Origin of the sequence: Paraburkholderia hiiakae, from assembly GCF_904848665.1 — a bacterium.
Lineage (GTDB): Bacteria > Pseudomonadota > Gammaproteobacteria > Burkholderiales > Burkholderiaceae > Paraburkholderia > Paraburkholderia hiiakae.
The window spans coordinates 106,432-126,794 of the sequence record NZ_CAJHCQ010000003.1; the positions used below are offsets into that span (position 1 = coordinate 106,432).

Genomic DNA, 20,363 nt, shown 5'->3' on the forward strand with positions numbered 1-20,363 from the left:
TGCCCCGTTGCTGAACGCCCCCGCCCAACCATGCCTTCCAATTTTGCACGTTACCTTACGTTCGTCTTGCTGGCCCTCGCGCTGACGCTGCCCTATGCGGTCGTCAGCCACACGTATCCGATTCCCACGTTCTACGCGGAATTCGTTGCGCTGACACTTTATGTACTGATGGGGGCCGCGACGCTGCTGCTCGTTCGCCCGGCACGCTCGGGCGAGGGCTTCGCATCGCCCGCGGTCGCGCTCGTGCCGCTTTTCTTCGGCCTGCTGCTGATCGTGCAGACGTTCGCCTTGCCACTTGCCGAGCCCTCGATGAACTGGCTCGGTGCAGGCTATCTGCTCGCCGCCTTCCTGGCGACGCACGCGGGCTACACCATCACGCGCGCGCGCCTCATGCAGTCGGCGCTCGTGTGGGGGGCGTTCGCGCTGCAGTTCGGCGGCCTCTTCGCCGTGTTCAGCCAGGTGATCCAGCTCTTTCACCTGGAAACGAAGGTCACGCCGCTCGTGGTCGCGTACAACGTGACCGTGGAGCGCCGGCCGTTCGGCAACATGGCACAGGCCAATCACCTGGCCACGTATATCGCCTTCGCGATGGCGGGTGCGATGTACCTCGCGCTTACGCGGCGTCTGAACATCTTGCTCTGGGGCGTGTTGACCGCGATCTATTCAGGTGGCCTCGCGCTCACGGTATCGCGCGGGCCATGGCTGCAGATGGGCGTGATTTTCGTCGCGGGGCTGTGGATCGCGCTCACGGGCTGCCGCAGCGAAGCAGGCGAGGGGCGTAGCGTGGGCGCGGAAGGCCTGACATCGGTGGCGGGCTCGGGTCGGAAGGGCGGCGGCGTGCGCGCCTGGATCATCCCGGTCGTGCTCGTGCTGATCTTTTTCGGCATGAATGCGTTCGTGCGCTGGGCCAACATCCACTACGGCCTGGACCTTGCACAGTCGGCCGCTGAGCGCATGAAGGACGCGAGCCAGATCGCGCCGCGTCTCGCGCTGTGGCGCTACGGCTGGACGATGTTCAAGTCGCATCCGGTGCTGGGCGTCGGCTGGGGCGATTTTCCAGTGCATCAGTTCGAGTTGGTCCGCTCGCTTGGCGGCGTCGAGATCGCCAATAACGCGCACGATATCTTCCTCGACCTGCTTGCGAAGACCGGGATCGTCGGCCTTGCGATCGTCGTGATCGGGCTCGTCGCGTGGTTCGTGCGCGGGCTGCGCGCGCCGCACACCGCAGAGCGCGTGTTCGGCTTCATGCTGATCGGCGTGCTCGTCATGCATGCGCTCGTCGAATATCCGCAGCAGTACATGTTCTTTCTGCTGCCGGCGATGTTCGTTTTTGGCCTGCTGGAGACGAAGCCGCTGCGCATCGTGCCGTCGCGCGTCTCGCTCGGCGTGTATGCGGTGGTCGCGCTCGGCGGCGTCGCGGCGCTGTACCCGGTTCTGCGCGACTACAACCGCGCCGAGGTGCTCTATTACGGACAGCATCCGGCGCGCGACTACGGCGACGACCCTTCACGCCTGTTCGGCGCCTGGGGGGACTACGGCATGGCGACGCTGTTGCCCATGAACGCCGCGAGCCTTTCGAGCAAGCTTTACGCGCACCAGCGCGCCATCGCGCTGCTGCCCGGCGAGACGGTACTGCGCCGCTACGCCGTTTTGCAGGCGCTGGATGGCGATACGGCGGGCGCATCCGATACGGTGGAGCGCCTGCGCATTTTCGCCACGGAGTTACACGACTGGTCGACTCAGCTCGCTTCGCTCTACGGCCTGCTCGACGAGCAGCCCACGCTTGCGGACTTCAAGGCGCAACTCGTCAAGAAATACGGGACGCCGGCGAAGTCGATCGAAGAAGACGACGAGGACGATTCGGACGATTGAGCGTCATGGTTCGTGCATGAAGCGGCGGCTCGCCGCCGAGTTCTGCGCCGCACCGTTGGTAATCAAAGCTCGGAGTATTTCGCGGCGGTGCCTTTCGCCTTCTCCACGGGGTAGCGCTGGGCGTTCAGCTTGAGCTTTTCGGCTGCCGCATCGACCAGATCGATCCCCGCGGTATGCGCGACCAGCAGAAGGTAGATGAACACGTCCGCGCATTCGTGCTTGAGGTGCGTGAGTTGCGCGGGATCGGCGAGCAGGGCGTCGATCTGCGCGTCGGTCTTCCACTGCACCGTTTCCAGCAGCTCGCCTGCCTCGATGCTCGTGGAGACGATCAGGTTGCGCAACGTGTGAAACTGTTTCCAGTCGCGCTCGTCCCGGAAGGCCAGAACCTGCGCGCGCAGTTCGTCGAGAGTCATGGCTTCAACGCTCCGCCACCCAATCCCCCGACTTCCCGCCGTGCTTCTCCAGCACGCGCACATCGGTGATCGTCATGCCGCGGTCCACCGCCTTGCACATGTCGTAGACGGTCAGCAGTCCGACCTGCACGGCGGTCAGCGCTTCCATCTCCACGCCCGTGCGGCCGAGCGTTTCCACCTGCGCCGTGCAGTGGACGCCAGGCAGCGCTTCGTCGAGCGCGAAGTCCACTTTCACGCGCGTGATCGCGAGCGGGTGGCACAGCGGAATCAGATCCGAGGTGCGCTTCGCCCCCTGGATCGCGGCGATGCGCGCAACGCCGATCACGTCGCCTTTTTTCGCGTGGCCGTCGCGGATCAGCGCGAAGGTTCCCGGCAGCATGCGGATCGTCCCGCTCGCGAGCGCAATGCGCTTCGTCTCTGCCTTGCCGCCAACGTCGACCATATGGGCGTCGCCGGCTGCGTCGAAATGCGTGAGTTCAGGCATGGTGGGTTCTTCCTTGAGGGGTACCTATCTTAACAGTGCGGCAAGCAGCGTTTTCTGCGTGTCTTGCCGGGTCGCAAGGGTTGTAAGGCGGGCTACAATCATTCGGTTAGCACTCGCGAGCGCAGGCGGTCCGCACTGGGCGCGCCGCCGCGCCAGTGTTCCGCATTCCCCGATCCTGTCATCAATGCGTCTGAAACGACTGCTTGCTGCATGGTTGTGCGCGTCGCTCGCGGCTTCCCCGCAAGCGTACGCGCAGGCGTCGAATGGCGCCGTGCTCAATCTCGGCGCAGCTTCGCCGGCAGCCACGAAGCCCGGCTCGGCCTCCTCCGGCCGCGCGCCGAATGCACCCAGTGCGGCACCCGCACTCGTCAGCGGCCCGTTCGACGACACTGCAGACCCCGTCATCCCCGCCTCGATCGCGCAGGGCGTGTTCGGCACATACGGCGGCGCGCAGAGCCGCTTTTCGGCACCAGGCCAATCCGGTGCGTCTTCCTCGAGCGGCAACGCCAGCGTGCGCCCCCCCGCCTGGGTGCCGCAACTGCCCGATCTCGGCGACGGCTCGGGCGGCGCGCTCACGCCGCAGGCCGAGCGGCGCATCGGCGAGCGCGTCATGCGCGAGATTCGCCGCGACCCCGACTATATCGGCGACTGGCTCGTGCGCGATTACCTCAATTCAGTCGCCGCGCGCCTCGCGGCGGCCGCGAGCGCACAGTTCATCGGCGGCTATCGGCCCGACTTCGATCTGTTCGCGATCCGCGACGGCCAGATCAATGCGTTCTCGTTGCCGGGCGGCTTCATCGGCGTGAACTCGGGGCTCATCGTCGTTACGCAAACGGAATCCGAACTCGCCTCCGTGCTCGGTCACGAGATGGGTCACGTATTGCAGCGGCACATCGCACGCATGCTTTCAGAGAGCGAGCGCACCGGGCTCGCAGCGCTGGCGGGCGTGCTGTTCGGCATTCTCGCTGGCGTGCTCGCGCATAGCGGCGACCTGGGCGCTGGGATTGCGCTCGGCAGCCAGGCGTATGCCGTGGACAGCCAGCTGCGTTTCTCGCGCGCCGCGGAGCACGAGGCCGACCGCGTGGGTTTCCAGCTGCTCACGGGCGCGGGTTACGACCCGTGGGGCATGGTGGCGTTTTTCGAGCGGCTCGAGCGCGATTCGATGGAAGACACGGGCGTGCCGGCCTACGCCCGCACGCACCCGCTCACTGGCGAGCGCATCGCCGACATGCAGGACCGCGCGCGCCGCGCCGCTTACCGGCAGCCGCGCCAGGCACCCGAGTACGGTTTCGTGCGCGCGCGCGTGCGCGTGCTTCAGGACCGCACGCGCAACGAGTACATCGACGATGTTTCGCGCCTGCGCTCGGAACTCGAGGACCGCACGGCGCTCAACGTCGCCGCGAACTGGTACGGCATTGCTTACGCGCAAACGCTGCTCGAGCGCTACGACGATGCCACGGCGTCGCTCGCGAACTCGCGCGCGGCGTTCGCGCAGTTCGAGGCCGCAGACGGCAGCAAAACACGAAACTCGCCGAGTCTCGACGTGCTCGCCGTGGATATCGCGCGCCGCTCGGGCCGCGTCGACGACGCCGTGCGGCTAGGCGAGGCCGCGCACAAGGCGTGGCCAGGCTCGCACGCGGCCACCGATGCGTTGCTGCAGGCGTTGATCGCGGCGCGCCGCTTCAAGGAGGCGCAGGCGCTCGCGCGCAGCCAAACCGAGGCCGAACCGCAACAAGACGCATGGTGGCTCTATCTGGCGCAGGCGAGCGCAGGACTCGGCGACGCGCTCACGCAGCATCGGGCGATGGCGGAGAAGCTCGCGCTCGACGGCGCGTGGCCCTCGGCCATTCGGCAGCTCAGGGAGGCACGCGACATGAAATCGGTGGGCTACTACGATCTGTCGACCATCGAAGCGCGCCTGCACGACTTCGAGGCGCGCTACAAGCAGGAGCGCGAGGATGAGAAGGATGAGGGCCGCGGCTGAGCCGGCACTCAACCTCTCGAGACTGGCGACGTGCCGCTGGGCTCCGCTGCCTGCGCTTCGCGCTCGGCGAGCGCCGGGCTCGTCACGAAGGCAAAGCGCGCGCCCACGTCGGCGCGTTTGATCGGCTGCAGCGGCAGCGCGGCGCCGGCGCGCCAGTGGAAGGTGCCGCTGTGGGCGTCGTCCGCGAGCGTGGCGTGGTCGGTGAAGAGGTCGAGGTCGTGATCGTGCAGCAGCGCCGCGCGCGGCGGCGTGCTCGCATCGGCAAAGATCACGCTGCCCGCTTCGTCGAGGTAGGCGGCCACGGGTTCGAACGCTTGACCGCCCTGATCGGTGAGCGTCAGCGCGCCATCGCTACCGTCGTGGCCAGCCGCGAGGCGCACGATCCACGGCGTGTATTCGAGTTCGACATACACGCGCTGCGGCCCGTTCTGGAAGTACCACTGGCCAAATTCATCGCGCTCGTAATTGCGGTTGATGAAGCCGAGCAGGGCTTCGTGGCGGATCGCCGTGCCGGGGGCGTTCTGTGCCTGGGCGGCCTCGTCGCGCATGCGCCAGTTGCCGCGTGCGTCGAGCAGCAGCCAGCCCGTGCAATGCGGGACGTTGGGCCAGCGCGCGAGCGCCTGTTTGACGATGTCATCCATGAGAAACGAAAGGCGAGAGATAAGTGAGCACGCGCTGCGCGAGCCAGTCGCTGCGGCCAGGGAACGGTCCGGTCATGAAGCCGACGTGGCCGCCGTGCTCGGGCTGATCGAGCTCGACGGCGGCGCTCACTTCGTGGCGCGCGGGCAGCGCTCGGCCCGGCAGGAACGGATCGTTACGGGCGTTCAGCACGAGCGTGGGGACGACGATCTCGCCGAGCTTCGGACGGATCGTCGCCTGGGTGTAGTAATCGTGGGTGTCGCGAAAACCGTGCAGCGGCGCCGTCACGACGTTGTCGAATTCATACATCGTCCGGCTCGCGAGCACGGCTTGTGCGTCGAAGAGACCGGGGTACTGCTCGAGTTTCTGGAGCGCCTTGACTTTCAACGTCTTCAGGAAGCTGCGCGTGTAGATCATGCCGAAGCCCTGCGTCAGCATCTCGCTGCCCGCATGCACATCGAGCGGCGTGGAGATCGCGGCGGCGGCCGAGACGATCGCGGCGTCTTCGCGGCGCTGCGCGAGCCAGTGCAGCAGCACGTTGCCGCCGAGCGACACGCCCGCGACGACGAGCGGCCCGGCGTGGCGGGCGGCGAAGCGGCGCAGGACCCAGTCGACTTCGGCGGCGTCGGCGAGATGGTAGAAGCGCGGCAGCAGGTTCAACGGACCGCTGCAACTGCGAAAGTGGGGAATCGCCGCGTGCCAGCCGCGGTCGTGCGCCGACGCGGCGAGCGCGCGCGCGTAGTGCGAACTCGAGCCGCCTTCCAGGCCATGAAACAGCACGAAGAGCGGTGCGCTATGCGCGTTGCGTGAATCCGCGCCGCTGCTCTTGCCGTCCAGCCAGTCCACTTCGATGAAGTCGCCATCCGGCGTGTCCCATCGCTCGCGCCGATAGGCGGGCGCGGGCAGGCGCGAGAAGAGCGCCGGCACGATGGTCTGGATGTGCGCACCGGGTAGCCAGAACGGCGCGCGGTAGTCGGTATCGTAGTTGGCGCCGAGCACGGCAGCCTGAGCCTCGAGCGCGGCGGCGACGCGGGCCGCCTCGCTGGGCTTGCTGGTGTCGTCGGTCGTACTCATGACTGCCCCCTGCTTTGCGCCCCTTTTGTCAGTGCAGCGCGCCCTGGCCATGGCGCAATTTGGCCGAGAACTGGGTGGCTGCGTCGTCGGGCATGCGGCTCGCGTGAATGTGTGCGATACGCCACTCGCCGCGCTCGTGAACCATCACATAGGTCGTGAAGACCATGGCGGGAATCGCGCTGGGATCGACCGGACGATGCGCTTCCACGATCGCGTAGACCACGGTGCCGAGGCTGTCGTACACGCGGATGTCGAGCGGCTCGATCGACACCGGCGCCGCTTCGAGCTGCGCGGCGAGGCCCGCGCGGATGCTCGACAGGCCGTGAAGGTGCGCGCCTTCCGCGGTGATGCAGCTCACGAATTCTTCATCGATCCACAGACCCATCAAGCTGTCGATGTTGACTTCCGCGACGGCCTGATAGTACGCGTTGAGGGTGTCCGCGGCGGCTTCGAAGATGTGGGCAAAACGTGGCATGGCTCGTTGGTCTTGTGCGCTCGGTGTTGCACTCGGCGTGTACCTGGGCGCGGGTTGGCGGATGATCGGTTGCGTCGCTTCGCGTCTGTCGCTGCGCGCGTTTTGCCGCGAGCATGCCGCTTTCGCGAGACAGGCCTGTGACGTGCTCCGATGTGGCGCTTTGGTCCCTCCCGCGCCTTGTTGCCTCTATTGGGCGCGCGCAACGCGCGTGGCGTCCGTTGCGTGGCGCACATCCATTCGCGTGCGCGCTATTCTCAGCGTGGCGGGCGGCACATAGCCGCCCAACGCTGGCTGGCGATGTCGGCGGCTTCCTGTCGCTGCCTGGCGGTTCCTAACGCTGCCCGAGCAGCATGCCGCGTAGATCGCCGAAAACTTGCTCCGGGCTCAGTTCGCGCAGGCAGTTTAGATGCCCGAGCGGACACTCGCGCGCAAAGCAGGGACTACATTCGAGATGCAGCCATTGTACCTTTGCAAGCTCGGACAAGGGCGGCGTGTGGCGCGGATCCGTCGACCCGTAAAGCGCGACGAGCGGGCGGCGCAGCGCGGCGGCCACGTGCATCAGGCCCGAATCGTTGGTGACCACGGCGTTCGCGCGCGAGATCAGCGCGCACGCTTCGCCGAGCGCGGTCTGCCCGCACAGGTTGCGCACGTTCGGCGCGCGATCGGCAATGGCCTGGGCTAGCGGGGCGTCCTTCGGCGAGCCGAGCGCGACGATCTGCGTGTACGGGAACGACTGGCCCACCATCTTCGCGAGCGCCGCGAAATGCTCCGGCGGCCAGCGCTTGGCGGGACCGTACTCGGCGCCGGGGCAGAACACGAGCAGCGGCACGCGCGTATCGAGATTGAAGCGCGCCGACACGCGCGACGCCTCGTTCGGGTCCGACTCGAGGCGTGGCATCGGCAGGTCGTCGGGCACGCTCGCGCCGGGCGCGTAGGCGAGCGCGGCATAGTGCCTGACCATGGGCGGGCGCTCGTCCTTCGGCGGATTCGCATGGCGCACGTTCAAGAGGCCGTAGCGGTTCTCGCCCGTATAGCCAATGCGCAGCCCGATATTGGCGAGCCACGGGATCAGCGCGGACTTGAGCGAATTGGGCAGCACGTAGGCGGCGTCGTAGCGCTCGGCGCGCAAATCGCCCGCCAGTTGCCAGCGGCGCAGCAGTTGCAGCTTGCCGTGGCCGAGGTCGGTGGCGTAGACGTCGCGGATCTCGGGCATGCGCTCGAGCACGGGCGCAACCCAGGTTGGCGCGAGCGCATCGATCTGAATGCGCGGGTGCAGTTTCACGAGCCGCGAAAAAAGCGGCTGCGCCATCAGAGCGTCACCGATCCAGTTCGGTGCGATTACCAGCGCGCGGCGCATTGGGAGTCAGGGTCCGGAGAGGGTAAAGGTTGCACGCGGCTTGACCGTGTTGGGAAATCGGGGCCGGCGCGTGAAACACAGTTAAGTCAACGAAGCGGTTAGCGTGACGTCCCGCCGGCGTACCGGCGGGCGTTAGCGCAAGATGCGGCCTGGTGCTTCGTGGCGATGTGCGTAAAGCCCGCGGTGCGCCGCCGTTTTCATGGCGGCGCGCGACGGGCAGTGAAGCACGGTGAATGCCGCACGCGCGAGGTGTCCTCACTCGGCGGCCATGTCCCGCGAACGAAAATGACGTGAACGCGGCTTCGCGCCGTTCTGGCGCGAGCCTCGCGACGCGTCAGTGGCCGTGGACGACCTCGCCCGCGCGCAGCTTGTAACGTGTGCTGCAGTACGGGCACTTCGCTTCGCCGTGCGTCACGTCGAGGAACACGCGCGGGTGGTTGCTCCAGCGCGGCATCGACGGATTCGGACAGTAAGCGGGCAGATCCTTGGCCGAAAGTTCGACCAGCGGCATTTCCTTAATTTCGCTCATGAGGACGATTCTCTGTGTAGCTGTGGGGGCCAGGCGTTGGTTCGCCCAGACCGTTCTTTCTTAGACCTTCGCGAGCCATTGCGCGTACTTCTCGTTCTTGCCCGAAACGACGTCGAAGAAGGCCGATTGCAGCTTCTCCGTGACCGGACCGCGCGAGCCGCTGCCGATGGTGCGGTTGTCGAGCTCGCGGATCGGCGTGACTTCGGCGGCGGTGCCGGTAAAGAACGCTTCGTCGCAGGTGTAGACCTCGTCGCGCGTAATGCGCTTTTCGATCACCTGAATGCCCATGTCGCGCGCGAGCGTGATGACCGTGTCGCGCGTGATGCCGTCGAGGCACGACGAGAGGTCCGGCGTGTACAGCTTGCCGTTGTTGACGAGGAAGAAGTTCTCGCCCGAGCCTTCCGACACATAGCCGTCCACGTCGAGCAGCAGCGCTTCGTCGTAGCCGTCGGCGGTGGCTTCCTGGTTCGCGAGGATCGAGTTCACGTACCAGCCCGAAGCCTTGGCGCGCACCATCGACACGTTCACGTGATGGCGCGTGAACGACGACGTCTTCACACGGATACCCTTGGCGAGGCCGTCTTCGCCGAGATATGCGCCCCACGGCCACGCGGCGATAGCCACGTGAATGGTGTTGCCCTTGGCCGAAACGCCGAGCTTTTCCGAGCCGACCCAGATGATCGGGCGGATATAGCACGACTCGAGCTTGTTCGCGCGCACGACTTCGAGCTGTGCGTCGGCGAGCGTCTTCGCGTCGAACGGCACGTCCATCTGGAAGATCTTGGCCGAGTTGAGCAGACGCTTGGTGTGCTCGGCGAGGCGGAAGATGGCGGTGCTGCCGTCGGCGGTCTTGTAGGCGCGTACGCCTTCGAAAACACCCATGCCGTAGTGCAGCGTGTGGGTCAGCACGTGAATGTTGGCGTCGCGCCAATCAATCAGCTTGCCGTCCATCCAGATCTTGCCGTCGCGGTCGGCCATTGACATACGATTCTCCAGACAAGTGCAGTAAATATCGGGCTTATACAGGGGGCCTCGCCGCGTGCCGCGTGGCTGCGGTTGGCAAAGACAATTATTCTAGCGTCATTTGACGCCCTCCAGCGCGCCCGCGGGCGCGTGGGACGGGGTTTTCGGGCGATTTTAGGGTCGTTTCGCGCCGGGGTCGGTTGAATTTTTTTCGGCCTGCGCGCATGTTGCGCTGCAGCAAACCCCGCGAAGGCCCACCCGGCGAGCAGCGTCTGCCCAAATACGGGAGATTCGCCTGGACACGTCTCAGATCGTCCTGGCTATCAGCTAAAATACCGATCTCGCAATTCGATGCCGGCTCGTGCCAGCGACGAGCAGCGACCCGGAGCCGCGACCCGAGACAGTCAGACCGGATCCCGCGCCGTGCCGTCGAGCACGTCTTGCCGCGCCAAAAAATTAGGCCCGCGGCGCCGCATCGCCTTGCCACCGCCTTCCCACCATCAAGATGACATGCCCATGAACAAGGTTCTGCGTCTTTCCGATCTGATCTCCGAAGGCAAATTGAAGGGCAAGCGCGTATTCATCCGCGCCGACCTGAACGTGCCGCAGGACGACAACGGCAACATCACCGAAGACACCCGCGTGCGCGCCTCCGTGCCGGCGATCAAGGCCGCGCTCGACGCCGGCGCGGCCGTCATGGTCACCTCCCACCTGGGCCGCCCGACCGAAGGCGAGTTCAAGCCCGAAGACTCCCTCGCGCCGGTCGCGAAGCGCCTCGCAGAATTGCTTGGCCGCGACGTGCCGCTGGTCGCGAACTGGGTTGAAAACGGCGTGAACGTCGAGCCGGGCAATGTGGTTCTGCTCGAAAACTGCCGCGTCAACAAGGGCGAGAAGAAGAACTCGGACGAGCTTTCGCAAAAGATGGCGAAGCTCTGCGATATCTATGTGAACGACGCGTTCGGCACGGCGCACCGCGCCGAAGCCACGACCTACGGCATCGCGAAGTACGCGAGCGTCGCCTGCGCGGGCCCGCTGCTCGCAGCGGAACTCGACGCCCTCGGCAAGGCGCTCGGCGCGCCCAAGCGCCCGCTGGTCGCGATCGTGGCGGGCTCCAAGGTTTCGACCAAGCTCACGATCCTCAAGTCGCTGGCCGAGAAGGTCGACCAGCTGATCGTGGGCGGCGGCATCGCCAACACGTTCATGCTGGCGGCGGGCCTGAAGATCGGCAAGTCGCTTGCCGAGGCGGATCTCGTCGACGAAGCCAAGGCCATCATCGATGCGGCGCGCGCGCGTGGCGCATCGGTGCCGATCCCGACCGACGTCGTGACCGCCAAGGAATTCTTGCCGACGGCCAAGGCCGAGACGAAGAACGTGGCCGACGTGACCGACGACGACATGATTCTCGACATCGGCCCGGTCACCGCCAACGCGCTCGCCGCGCAGCTCGCGCAGGCCGGCACGATCGTGTGGAACGGCCCGGTCGGCGTGTTCGAGTTCGACCAGTTCGGCAATGGCACGAAGACGCTCGCGGACGCCATTGCCAACTCGGGTGCCTTCTCGATCGCTGGCGGCGGCGACACGCTCGCGGCCATTGCGAAGTACAACATTGCCGACAAGGTCAGCTATATCTCCACCGGCGGCGGCGCCTTCCTCGAGTTCCTCGAGGGCAAGAAGCTGCCAGCGGTGGAAGTGCTCGAAACGCGGGCGGCTGGCTAAGTGGCGCCGCGCGCCCCGGCCGGGAAGGCCACGAACAAACTTCCTCGTGCTGCTGCACAGAAGTCGCGCAGCGCAGCCGGGGCCGCAGCAAAACAGAAGGGGCGCGCAGCGCCCCATGCAGAAACAGATAAGGCGAGGGCGGACGCGACGCCCGCCGCCGCTGTTGCTGCTGAAACGGACCTTGCGGCGACGCAGTCGACTGCTGAATCGACAGCCGCACAGAATCCGGCAGGGCGCACAGCCACGCCCGAACCGAATACAACTACGCAGGTAAAAAGCGCCGCAGCTCATGTGAGCCCCGCGGCGCCCTCCAAGAAAGCGACGCCGGGTACACCCGGTGCGCGTTCCGGCGCGTCCGCACTCGCGGCGCAGCCGGCCAGCACTTCTCGCAGCAACGGTTTTCCCAGCGATCCTATCCAGACGAGGAGACTCATGCATCGCGCCACCAAGATTGTCGCCACCATTGGTCCGGCTTCCAGCACGCCGGACATCCTGCAGAAAATGATCCGCGCAGGACTGGACGTGGTGCGCCTCAACTTCTCGCATGGCACCGCCGACGACCATCGTCAGCGTGCTGAAATGGTGCGGGAATGCGCCCGCCAGGCTGGCCGCGAAGTCGCGATCATGGCGGACCTGCAAGGCCCGAAGATTCGCGTCGGCAAATTCGAGAACGGCAAGACGACGCTCGAACCGGGCCAGCCGTTCATCCTCGACGCCGAATGCGAACTCGGTAATGACGAGCGCGTCGGTCTCGACTACAAGGACCTGCCGCGCGACCTGAAGCCGGCCGACATCCTGCTGCTCAACGACGGCCTGATCGTGCTCGACGTCGCGCGCGTGATCGGCAGCGAGATCCATACGATCGTGCGTGTGGGCGGCGACCTGTCGAACAACAAGGGCATCAACCGCCAGGGCGGCGGCCTCACGGCGCCCGCGCTCACCGCGAAGGACATGGAAGACATCCGCACAGCCATGTCGCTGGGCGCGGACTTCGTCGCCGTGTCGTTCCCGAAGAACGCCACCGACATGGAAATGGCGCGCCAGCTCGCGAACATCGCGGGCGCGCCGTATGGCATCAAGCCGAAAATGATCGCGAAGATCGAGCGCGCCGAAGCGATTCCGGCGCTGCAGGAAATTCTCGATTCGTCGGACGGCATCATGGTCGCCCGTGGCGACCTCGCCGTGGAGGTCGGCAATGCCGCCGTGCCGGCGCTGCAAAAGCGCATGATCCGCATGGCGCGCGACTCGAACAAGCTCGTCATCACGGCCACGCAGATGATGGAGTCGATGATCCACGCGCCGGTGCCCACGCGAGCCGAAGTCTCGGACGTCGCCAACGCCGTGCTCGACGGCACGGACGCCGTGATGCTCTCAGCCGAATCGGCGGCGGGCAAGTACCCGGTGCAAACCATCGAGGCCATGGCCGCGATCTGTCTGGAAGCCGAAAAGTCGGAGCAGTCCGAGCTGGACAAGGACTTCCTCGATCGCACCTTCACGCGCATCGACCAGTCGATCGCCATGGGCGCGCTGTTCACGGCCTACCACCTGGGCGCGAAGGCGATCGTCGCGCTCACGGAATCGGGTTCGACCGCGCTGTGGATGTCGCGTCACTGGACCCACGTGCCGATCTTCGCGCTCACGCCGCGTGCGGGCAGCGAGCGCGCCATGTCGCTCTACCGCAATGTCACGCCGCTGCATCTGGATACCAGCACCGACCGCGACACGGCGCTTCAGCAAGCCATCGAAGTGGTGGTCAGCAAGGGCTACGCCGCGCGCGGCGATATGGTCGTGCTGACGGTGGGCGAGCCGATGGGGCAGCCTGGCGGCACGAACACGCTGAAAATCGTGCGCGTGGGAGATGTGCTTTAACTGCGATGCTTTAACCGCGGGACTGTAGTCTCGCGGCGATTTCTTTCGCATTATTTTCGAGACTCCCGAAAATAAAGCCCGCTGGCGTCGACTGGTATCACATTGGTATCAGATCGGCGCCAGATCGGTACCATTTAGACGTTTTTTCCCCGTAATTGCAGTCCGTACGCCGAAGAAGCGGCGCGCGGGCTGTCAACTCTTTTTGCACCTTCTCGCGGTTTTGACGCTCCGATACGCCAATTTCATGCCAGTTACGTGCCTGGCGCCGGGAACGCACCCGCTTCGCGATAAAATCACGCCATTGAGCCCGCGGCAGGTCACGCGGGCGGCGGCTGCCAGGCCGCCCTCGACCGGCTGCGCAAGACAGTCGGCGGCAGAAGAAATTCGTTTCAAATCAAAGGAGTAGCAACAATGCCTCTCGTATCAATGCGTCAACTGCTCGACCACGCGGCTGAACACGGTTATGGCCTGCCGGCGTTCAACGTGAATAACCTGGAACAGGTCCAGGCGATCATGGAAGCGGCGAACCAGGTTGGCTCGCCGGTGATCATGCAGGCATCGGCCGGCGCGCGTAAGTACGCGGGTGAGCCCTTCCTGCGGCACCTGATCGAAGCCGCTGTCGAGTCGTATCCGCATATTCCGGTCGTGATGCACCAGGACCACGGCCAGTCGCCTGCGGTTTGCATGGCAGCGATCCGCAGCGGTTTCACCAGCGTGATGATGGACGGCTCGCTCGAAGCCGACGGCAAGACGGTCGCATCGTACGAGTACAACGTCGATGTGTCGCGCAAGGTCGTGGAAATGGCGCACTCGATCGGCGTGACGGTCGAAGCCGAGCTGGGCGTGCTCGGTTCGCTGGAGACGATGAAGGGCGACAAGGAAGACGGTCACGGCGCGGAAGGCACCATGACGCGCGAGCAGCTCCTGACCGATCCGGAGCAGGCCGCCGACTTCGTGAAGCTCACCCAGTGCGACGCGCTGGCCATCGCCATCGGCACCTCGCACGGCGCGTACAAGTTCTCCAAGAAGCCCACGGGCGACATTCTGTCGATCCAGCGCATCAAGGAAATCCACGCGCGCATTCCGAACACGCACCTCGTGATGCACGGTTCGTCGTCGGTGCCGCAGGAACTGCTGGCCGAGATCCGCGAATTCGGCGGCGACATGAAGGAAACGTACGGCGTGCCGGTGGAGGAGATCCAGGAAGGCATCCGTCACGGCGTGCGCAAGATCAACATCGACACCGACCTGCGTTTGGCGATCACCGGCGCGATCCGTCGCTATATGTATCAAAACCCGTCGAAGTTCGACCCGCGCGACTACCTGAAGCCGGCTCGCGAAGCCGCGAAGAAGGTGTGCGTGGACCGCTTCCTCGCGTTCGGCTGCGAAGGCCAGGCTGGCAAGATCAAGCCGGTCTCGCTCGACAAGATCGCCGAAAAGTACAAGTCGGGCGAACTCGCGCAGATCGTTCGCTAAGCGAGTATCTGCGTTAGGCGCTATGCGCCCGAAGTCGTAAAAACATCGCCGTTTCCGCCTGTTTTGGGGGAACGGCGATGGGCTTTTCCGGGAAATTTGCCAGTTTTTGGTTTACCCTCGCAATACCTTCGGTTTTACGGTTTCCTGCCGCGGTTGCAACCGCGATTCTGGACCGAATCCGTTTCCGTTTCGATTGTCCTTTTAGCGAATCACGACGATGTCTACCCTCTACGAATCCACGCTCCGCTCGCTGCCGCTTCTCGGCCGCGGCAAGGTCCGCGACAACTATGCCGTGGGCAACGACAAGCTGCTGATCGTCACCACCGACCGTCTGTCGGCGTTCGACGTCATCATGGGCGAGCCGATTCCGCGTAAGGGCGAGGTGCTCAACCAGATGGCCGACTTCTGGTTCGAAAAGCTCAAGCACGTCGTGCCGAACCACCTCACGGGCGTGGCGCCTGAAACCGTCGTGGCCGCTGACGAAGTCGATCAGGTCAAGGGCCGCGCCGTGGTGGTGAAGCGCCTCGAGCCGATCCTCGTCGAAGCCGTGGTGCGCGGTTATCTGGCCGGCAGCGGCTGGAAGGACTATCAGGCAACGGGCGCCGTGTGCGGCGTGGAACTGCCGCCGGGCCTGCAGAACGCGCAGAAGCTGCCCGAGCCGATCTTCACGCCGGCAGCGAAGGCCGAAATGGGCCACCACGACGAGAACATCACATACGAAGACATGGAGCGCCGCATCGGCACCGAGCTGTCGCGCACCATCAAGGAAATTTCGATCAAGCTGTACAAGGAAGCCGCCGACTACGCGGCCACGCGCGGCATCATCATCGCCGACACGAAGTTCGAATTCGGTCTCGACAACCACGGCCAGCTTTATCTGATGGACGAGGCGCTCACCGCCGACTCGTCGCGTTTCTGGCCGGCCGACCAGTATCAGGTGGGCTCGAACCCGCCGTCGTTCGACAAGCAGTTCGTGCGCGACTGGCTCGAAACCCAGGACTGGAAGAAGGAGCCGCCGGCGCCTAAGCTGCCCGACGAAGTGATTGCGAAGACGTCAGCGAAGTATCAGGAGGCGCTCGAGCGTCTCACGGGTCAAAAGCTCGCCTAAGCGAGCGCGCGCAAAGTAAATAGAGGGAAGAAGGAAGCACAATGAGCGAAGTTCAGACGGCTCACCAGCATGCGGCGCCGCTCGTCGGCGTGTTGATGGGCTCCAGCTCCGACTGGGACACGATGAAGCACGCGGTCGCGATCCTGCAGGAGTTCGGCGTCGCGTACGAGGCCAAGGTGGTCTCGGCGCACCGCATGCCCGACGAGATGTTCGAGTACGCGGAAAAAGCGCGCGAGCGCGGCCTGCGCGCGATTATCGCGGGCGCAGGCGGCGCGGCGCATTTGCCGGGCATGCTGGCAGCCAAGACCACGGTGCCGGTGCTGGGCGTGCCGGCCGTCAGCAAGTATCTGAAGGGCGTGGATTCGCTCCATTCGATCGTGCAGATGCCCAAGGGCGTACCGGTCGCGACCTTCGCCATCGGCGAGGCGGGCGCGGCCAATGCCGCGCTCTTCGCCGTCTCGATCCTGAGCGTCACGAACACCGAATACGCGAACAAGCTCGCGGCGTTCCGCGTGCGCCAGAACGAAGCGGCGCACGCCATGGTGCTGCCCCCGCTTTGATCGTTCCGCTTTGATCGTCCCCACGCGCCGCGGCCATCCCGCGGCCGACCACGAAGATGACTCCTGACAACTCTCCGGTTTCACCGATCCTGCCCGGCGCCTGGCTGGGCATGGTGGGTGGCGGCCAACTCGGCCGCATGTTCTGCTTTGCCGCGCAGGCGATGGGCTACCGCGTCGCCGTGCTCGATCCCGACGCGACGAGCCCCGCGGGCACCGTGGCCGACCGCCACATCTGCGCCGCCTACGACGACGAAGCCGCGCTCACCGAACTCGCGCGCCTGTGCGCGGCCATCTCGACCGAATTCGAGAACGTGCCCGCGGCGAGCCTCGACACGCTTGCGAAGTCGACGTTCGTGAGCCCGGCCGGGCGCTGCGTGGCAGTGGCGCAGGACCGCATCGCCGAGAAGCGCTTTATCGCGGCGGCTGGCGTGGCGGTCGCGCCGCACGTGGTGATCGAGTCGTCGCAGGCGCTCGCCGGCATCGACGACGCGGCGCTCGCCGCCGTGCTGCCGGGCATTCTCAAGACCGCGCGCATGGGCTACGACGGCAAAGGCCAGATTCGCGTTTCGAACGCCGAAGAAGTGCGCGAGGCGCATGCGTCGCTCGGCGGCGTGCCCTGCGTGCTGGAAAAGCGCTTGCCGCTGAAGTTCGAGGTGAGCGCGCTGATCGCGCGCGGCGCGAACGGCGGGGCGGTGGTGTATCCGCTTGCGCAGAACACGCACCGCAACGGCGTGCTGTCGCACACCATCGTGCCCGCACCGGACGCGAGCCCGGTGCTCGTGCAGCACGCCCAGCAGGCCGCGATCCAGATCGCGGCGAAGCTTGGCTACGTGGGCGTGCTGTGCGTGGAGTTCTTCATCCTCGAAGATGGCTCGCTCGTTGCGAACGAAATGGCGCCGCGCCCGCACAACTCGGGGCACTACACGACCGATGCATGCGCCACGAGCCAGTTCGAGCAGCAGGTGCGCGCCATGACGGCCATGCCGCTCGGTGACACGCGCCAGCACTCGCCGGCCGTGATGCTCAACATTCTCGGCGACGTGTGGTTCCCCTGTGCCGTGGGAGAGGCGAAGCCCCAGAAGGGCGCCGCGCCCGTCACGCCGCCGTGGGACCAGGTGGCCGCGATGCCGGCCGCGCGCCTGCATCTGTACGGCAAGGAAGACGCGCGTCCGGGCCGCAAGATGGGCCACGTGAACTTCACCGCACCGACGCTCGACGAAGCGCGCGCGGCCGCACGCGACTGCGCGCGCCTGCTGCACATCGTCACGAGCTGAGGTTGGGCCCGAAGTTGAGTGATGCCATGTCCGATCAGCAAAACGCGCCGCACGAAGGCACGCCGCATCTGACCGACGCCGATATCGAGCACGCCGCCGCGCTGCTCGACGCGGGCGAACTGGTCGCGTTCCCGACGGAGACCGTCTACGGTCTGGGCGGCGATGCGGCGAGCCCCGAGGCGGTCGCGCGTATTTACGCGGCCAAGGGGCGGCCGGCAAACCACCCGGTGATCGTGCATCTGCCGCCCGGCGGCGACCCGCAGTACTGGGCCGCGGAGTGGCCCGAGGCGGCGCAGAAGCTTGTCGACGCCTTTTGGCCCGGTCCGCTTACGTTGATCGTCAAACGCCATGAACGCATCGATGCCGCCGTGAGCGGCGGGCAGGATTCGGTGGGACTGCGCTGCCCGTCGCATCCGGTTGCGCAGAAGTTGCTGGCCGCGTTTTCTGCACGCCGCGGGGGCCATGGCGGCGTGGCTGCACCTTCGGCGAACCGCTTCGGCCATGTGAGTCCGACCACGGCGCAACACGTGCGCGACGAATTTGGCGCGGCGGTGCATGTGCTCGATGGCGGCGCATGCGACGTCGGGATCGAATCGACGATTCTCGATCTCTCGCGCGGCTTTCCCGCGTTGCTGCGGCCCGGCCATGTGACGCCGCACGACATCGCCCGCGTGCTGGGCGAGGCGCCGCGCTTGCCCGACGGTTCGGACGCCACGGCGCCGCGCGCCTCGGGCACGCTCAAGGCACATTACGCGCCGCGCACGCCGCTCGCGCTGCTGCCGTTCGAGGCGCTGGAGCCGCTGCTTGCGGCGGCGCGCGTTGCTGGCGAAACGGTGGCGCTGGTGGCGCGCGCCTCGCGAGCGGGCGTTTGGGTGCAGGCTCAGGGCGTGCATTTCGTTGCCGCGCCGGAAGAGCCGCAGGAATATGCGCGTGAGCTGTATGGCTTGCTGCGCGTGCTCGATCGCGCGAATGTCTCGCGCATTCTCATCGAGAAGCTGCCCGAGACAATCGAATGGATTGCGGTCAACGACCGGTTGGGGCGGGCGGCGGCGGCGTTCGAGGCGCAGCAGTAGGGCGGATTACGCTTTCTCGCGTTCAATGAAAACACCCCGCGCACCTGACGGTCCGCGGGGTGTTTTTTCTTGCACCGGAAGATCAGGTGCGCGCCTCAGATGAGGTTTATCACGGCGCCTTGCCGATGCCCGCAGCAGCCAGCTGCGTTTCGACGAACGTCGCAAATTGCGAGTGCAGCGCCGTGCTCGGGTGCACGAGATCCGCGAACATGTAGGTCGTGGGCGCGTTGGGCGTCGTCAGCGTTTGCGGCGAGCAGAACAGCGAGCTGCCGAAGTTCTGGCCGTACACCTGCGCGTAGGCGTTGATGGTGGCTTGCGGCGTCGTGGCCGGATTCAGCCCGAGCGTTGCCTGCGGGTTGGCGATCGCATAGTTCGTCGCGCTGTTCGTCATTGCCGTGAGATTGCAGGCCGTGTCCGTGTTCGTCACGGTGAAGCCGAGGCTTGCCGCGTTCTTGACCGACTGATCGATCCACGAGAACGTGTCGACCAGCACGACCTTCTTCGCCTGAATATTGGCTGAGAGCGTCTGGATCAGCGTCAGGTTGTACATCGCCGAGATGAGCGAGAGCGCCTGATCGGCCGAGTTCGCGGAGCCCGGCGTGGCGCCGATGGCAGCATCGGCCTTCAGCGCCGCTGGCGTCACGCCAATATCAGGCACCGTCACGACAGCGATCTTCGGACCGCCGGGGACGATCTGCTGATTGACGATCCCGCCCAACGTGCCCGCAGCCTGTAGGACCGAGGCGATCGACGAGAAGGCCGCATTTTTATCTGCGAGCTGAAGCGCGACGGCCGCGGGCGCGAGCGCCGTAGCCTGAGCCTGCGTGAAACCCTCTCCCATCAGGGTCTGGACGGCGGCAGCTCCGTTCGCCGCGACAACGGCCGAAAAATTGCTCGCGACGAGTGCGTCGCCGAACAAGCTCAGGTTCGTCGTGGTGCCGCCCGCAGGCACGTCCAGCAGGTTCAGGATTTCATTCGCGCCGCCTTCCACCAGCACGAGCTGATTCGAATTGAAGCTGCCGTGCTGCGCCTGATACTGCTGGAGCTGCCACGTAACCGGCTGCTCGCTCGCGGCGGGGATCACCGCGCTGGTATTCGCAACGCCGCCGCCCGTCACCAGCGCGCCGCCTTGCGCGTAGTCGAGACCACCCGTTGCCGTGAGCGGCACACCGAAGCCGCCTTCGAAGGCCGGCGAAAGCGTGTTGCCGAAGTACTCGGACACATGCTGCGCCCAGACTTCGCCCGGGTTGGTCGTGAAGCGGCCGCCGCCGAAGCCCGGCAGAATCTGCTCCGAATACGTGCCTGCGTCGGTCAAGCTCGTGCCGAACGCCACCACTTGCAGGTTGACGCCCGACGGCGGCGGCGTGCTCGCATTGTTATTCCCACTGCTGCCGCCACCGCAGGCGGCGAGCAGCGCAAAGGCGGCGCTCGCAGCAGCGATCTGGGTGGCGCGCAACAGCGTACGGTGTCTCGGTCCTTGATGCTTCATATTCACTT

General features: G+C 65.9%; 18 protein-coding genes. 9 read left to right on the top strand and 9 right to left on the bottom strand.

Going from position 1 to position 20,363, the window contains the following annotated elements; genetic code table 11:
- Positions 1-30: 30 nt before the first annotated feature.
- Positions 31-1,872 (top strand): PglL family O-oligosaccharyltransferase, encoded by a 1,842-nt coding sequence (locus tag JMY28_RS07570; RefSeq protein WP_201695301.1) that lies wholly within the window; start codon positions 31-33, stop codon positions 1,870-1,872.
- A gap of 62 nt (positions 1,873-1,934) precedes the next feature.
- On the opposite strand, the gene JMY28_RS07575 is transcribed toward JMY28_RS07570, so the two are convergent.
- Together JMY28_RS07575 and moaC are read right to left on the bottom strand one after the other, a co-directional pair.
- Complete coding sequence (locus tag JMY28_RS07575) at positions 1,935-2,285, bottom strand: nucleotide pyrophosphohydrolase (RefSeq protein WP_201695302.1); 351 nt, start codon at positions 2,283-2,285, stop codon at positions 1,935-1,937.
- A 4-nt stretch (positions 2,286-2,289) separates the two neighbouring features.
- Positions 2,290-2,769 carry a cyclic pyranopterin monophosphate synthase MoaC gene (moaC, locus tag JMY28_RS07580; protein ID WP_201695303.1) on the bottom strand — a complete coding sequence of 160 codons (480 nt, stop codon included), beginning with the start codon at positions 2,767-2,769 and terminating at the stop codon, positions 2,290-2,292.
- Positions 2,770-2,953: 184 nt separating this feature from the next.
- Here moaC and JMY28_RS07585 point away from each other — a divergent pair, with 184 nt between their 5' ends.
- A complete protein-coding gene (locus JMY28_RS07585; RefSeq protein WP_201695304.1) occupies positions 2,954-4,753 on the top strand; it encodes a M48 family metalloprotease in 1,800 nt (599 codons plus the stop codon).
- Between the two features lie 8 nt (positions 4,754-4,761).
- On the opposite strand, the gene JMY28_RS07590 is transcribed toward JMY28_RS07585, so the two are convergent.
- From JMY28_RS07590 to JMY28_RS07615, 6 genes are all read right to left on the bottom strand, one after another.
- On the bottom strand, positions 4,762-5,394 hold the full coding sequence (locus JMY28_RS07590) for a DUF2946 family protein (RefSeq protein WP_201695305.1): 633 nt from the start codon (positions 5,392-5,394) through the stop codon (positions 4,762-4,764).
- On the bottom strand, positions 5,387-6,466 hold the full coding sequence (locus JMY28_RS07595; protein ID WP_201695306.1) for a YheT family hydrolase: 1,080 nt from the start codon (positions 6,464-6,466) through the stop codon (positions 5,387-5,389). The genes JMY28_RS07590 and JMY28_RS07595 overlap by 8 nt, the downstream gene beginning before the upstream one ends.
- Before the next feature lie 28 nt (positions 6,467-6,494).
- A complete protein-coding gene (locus JMY28_RS07600; RefSeq protein ID WP_201695307.1) occupies positions 6,495-6,941 on the bottom strand; it encodes a nuclear transport factor 2 family protein in 447 nt (148 codons plus the stop codon).
- 331 nt (positions 6,942-7,272) lie between these two features.
- On the bottom strand, positions 7,273-8,298 hold the full coding sequence (waaF, locus tag JMY28_RS07605) for a lipopolysaccharide heptosyltransferase II (RefSeq protein WP_201695308.1): 1,026 nt from the start codon (positions 8,296-8,298) through the stop codon (positions 7,273-7,275).
- A gap of 334 nt (positions 8,299-8,632) precedes the next feature.
- Positions 8,633-8,827 (bottom strand): zinc-finger domain-containing protein, encoded by a 195-nt coding sequence (locus JMY28_RS07610; RefSeq protein WP_028205950.1) that lies wholly within the window; start codon positions 8,825-8,827, stop codon positions 8,633-8,635.
- Positions 8,828-8,887: 60 nt separating this feature from the next.
- Complete coding sequence (locus tag JMY28_RS07615; RefSeq protein WP_201695309.1) at positions 8,888-9,811, bottom strand: branched-chain amino acid transaminase; 924 nt, start codon at positions 9,809-9,811, stop codon at positions 8,888-8,890.
- Positions 9,812-10,306: 495 nt separating this feature from the next.
- On the opposite strand from JMY28_RS07615, the gene JMY28_RS07620 reads away from it, so the two are divergent.
- From JMY28_RS07620 to JMY28_RS07650, 7 genes are all read left to right on the top strand, one after another.
- Positions 10,307-11,506, top strand: a complete 1,200-nt coding sequence (locus tag JMY28_RS07620) for a phosphoglycerate kinase (protein ID WP_201695310.1) — start codon at positions 10,307-10,309, stop codon at positions 11,504-11,506.
- Positions 11,507-11,938: 432 nt separating this feature from the next.
- Positions 11,939-13,375, top strand: a complete 1,437-nt coding sequence (gene pyk / locus JMY28_RS07625) for a pyruvate kinase (protein WP_201695311.1) — start codon at positions 11,939-11,941, stop codon at positions 13,373-13,375.
- 411 nt (positions 13,376-13,786) lie between these two features.
- On the top strand, positions 13,787-14,851 hold the full coding sequence (fba, locus tag JMY28_RS07630; RefSeq protein ID WP_028211757.1) for a class II fructose-bisphosphate aldolase: 1,065 nt from the start codon (positions 13,787-13,789) through the stop codon (positions 14,849-14,851).
- A gap of 217 nt (positions 14,852-15,068) precedes the next feature.
- Positions 15,069-15,959, top strand: coding sequence for a phosphoribosylaminoimidazolesuccinocarboxamide synthase (locus JMY28_RS07635; RefSeq protein ID WP_201695312.1), 891 nt, complete (start codon positions 15,069-15,071; stop codon positions 15,957-15,959).
- Between the two features lie 41 nt (positions 15,960-16,000).
- Positions 16,001-16,519 carry a 5-(carboxyamino)imidazole ribonucleotide mutase gene (gene purE / locus JMY28_RS07640; protein ID WP_028205944.1) on the top strand — a complete coding sequence of 173 codons (519 nt, stop codon included), beginning with the start codon at positions 16,001-16,003 and terminating at the stop codon, positions 16,517-16,519.
- A 56-nt stretch (positions 16,520-16,575) separates the two neighbouring features.
- A complete protein-coding gene (locus JMY28_RS07645) occupies positions 16,576-17,793 on the top strand; it encodes a 5-(carboxyamino)imidazole ribonucleotide synthase (RefSeq protein WP_201695313.1) in 1,218 nt (405 codons plus the stop codon).
- Positions 17,794-17,819: 26 nt separating this feature from the next.
- Positions 17,820-18,866 (top strand): L-threonylcarbamoyladenylate synthase, encoded by a 1,047-nt coding sequence (locus JMY28_RS07650; RefSeq protein WP_201695314.1) that lies wholly within the window; start codon positions 17,820-17,822, stop codon positions 18,864-18,866.
- Positions 18,867-18,975: 109 nt separating this feature from the next.
- On the opposite strand, the gene JMY28_RS07655 is transcribed toward JMY28_RS07650, so the two are convergent.
- On the bottom strand, positions 18,976-20,355 hold the full coding sequence (locus JMY28_RS07655; RefSeq protein ID WP_201695315.1) for an SGNH/GDSL hydrolase family protein: 1,380 nt from the start codon (positions 20,353-20,355) through the stop codon (positions 18,976-18,978).
- Positions 20,356-20,363: the final 8 nt, after the last annotated feature.

Coding starts and splice junctions, on each gene's coding strand:
- JMY28_RS07570 (WP_201695301.1), top strand. CDS start 31: ATGCCTTCCAATTTTGCACGTTACCTTACGTTCGTCTTGCTGGCCCTC.
- JMY28_RS07575 (WP_201695302.1), bottom strand. CDS start 2,285: ATGACTCTCGACGAACTGCGCGCGCAGGTTCTGGCCTTCCGGGACGAG.
- moaC (WP_201695303.1), bottom strand. CDS start 2,769: ATGCCTGAACTCACGCATTTCGACGCAGCCGGCGACGCCCATATGGTC.
- JMY28_RS07585 (WP_201695304.1), top strand. CDS start 2,954: ATGCGTCTGAAACGACTGCTTGCTGCATGGTTGTGCGCGTCGCTCGCG.
- JMY28_RS07590 (WP_201695305.1), bottom strand. CDS start 5,394: ATGGATGACATCGTCAAACAGGCGCTCGCGCGCTGGCCCAACGTCCCG.
- JMY28_RS07595 (WP_201695306.1), bottom strand. CDS start 6,466: ATGAGTACGACCGACGACACCAGCAAGCCCAGCGAGGCGGCCCGCGTC.
- JMY28_RS07600 (WP_201695307.1), bottom strand. CDS start 6,941: ATGCCACGTTTTGCCCACATCTTCGAAGCCGCCGCGGACACCCTCAAC.
- waaF (WP_201695308.1), bottom strand. CDS start 8,298: ATGCGCCGCGCGCTGGTAATCGCACCGAACTGGATCGGTGACGCTCTG.
- JMY28_RS07610 (WP_028205950.1), bottom strand. CDS start 8,827: ATGAGCGAAATTAAGGAAATGCCGCTGGTCGAACTTTCGGCCAAGGAT.
- JMY28_RS07615 (WP_201695309.1), bottom strand. CDS start 9,811: ATGTCAATGGCCGACCGCGACGGCAAGATCTGGATGGACGGCAAGCTG.
- JMY28_RS07620 (WP_201695310.1), top strand. CDS start 10,307: ATGAACAAGGTTCTGCGTCTTTCCGATCTGATCTCCGAAGGCAAATTG.
- pyk (WP_201695311.1), top strand. CDS start 11,939: ATGCATCGCGCCACCAAGATTGTCGCCACCATTGGTCCGGCTTCCAGC.
- fba (WP_028211757.1), top strand. CDS start 13,787: ATGCCTCTCGTATCAATGCGTCAACTGCTCGACCACGCGGCTGAACAC.
- JMY28_RS07635 (WP_201695312.1), top strand. CDS start 15,069: ATGTCTACCCTCTACGAATCCACGCTCCGCTCGCTGCCGCTTCTCGGC.
- purE (WP_028205944.1), top strand. CDS start 16,001: ATGAGCGAAGTTCAGACGGCTCACCAGCATGCGGCGCCGCTCGTCGGC.
- JMY28_RS07645 (WP_201695313.1), top strand. CDS start 16,576: ATGACTCCTGACAACTCTCCGGTTTCACCGATCCTGCCCGGCGCCTGG.
- JMY28_RS07650 (WP_201695314.1), top strand. CDS start 17,820: ATGTCCGATCAGCAAAACGCGCCGCACGAAGGCACGCCGCATCTGACC.
- JMY28_RS07655 (WP_201695315.1), bottom strand. CDS start 20,355: ATGAAGCATCAAGGACCGAGACACCGTACGCTGTTGCGCGCCACCCAG.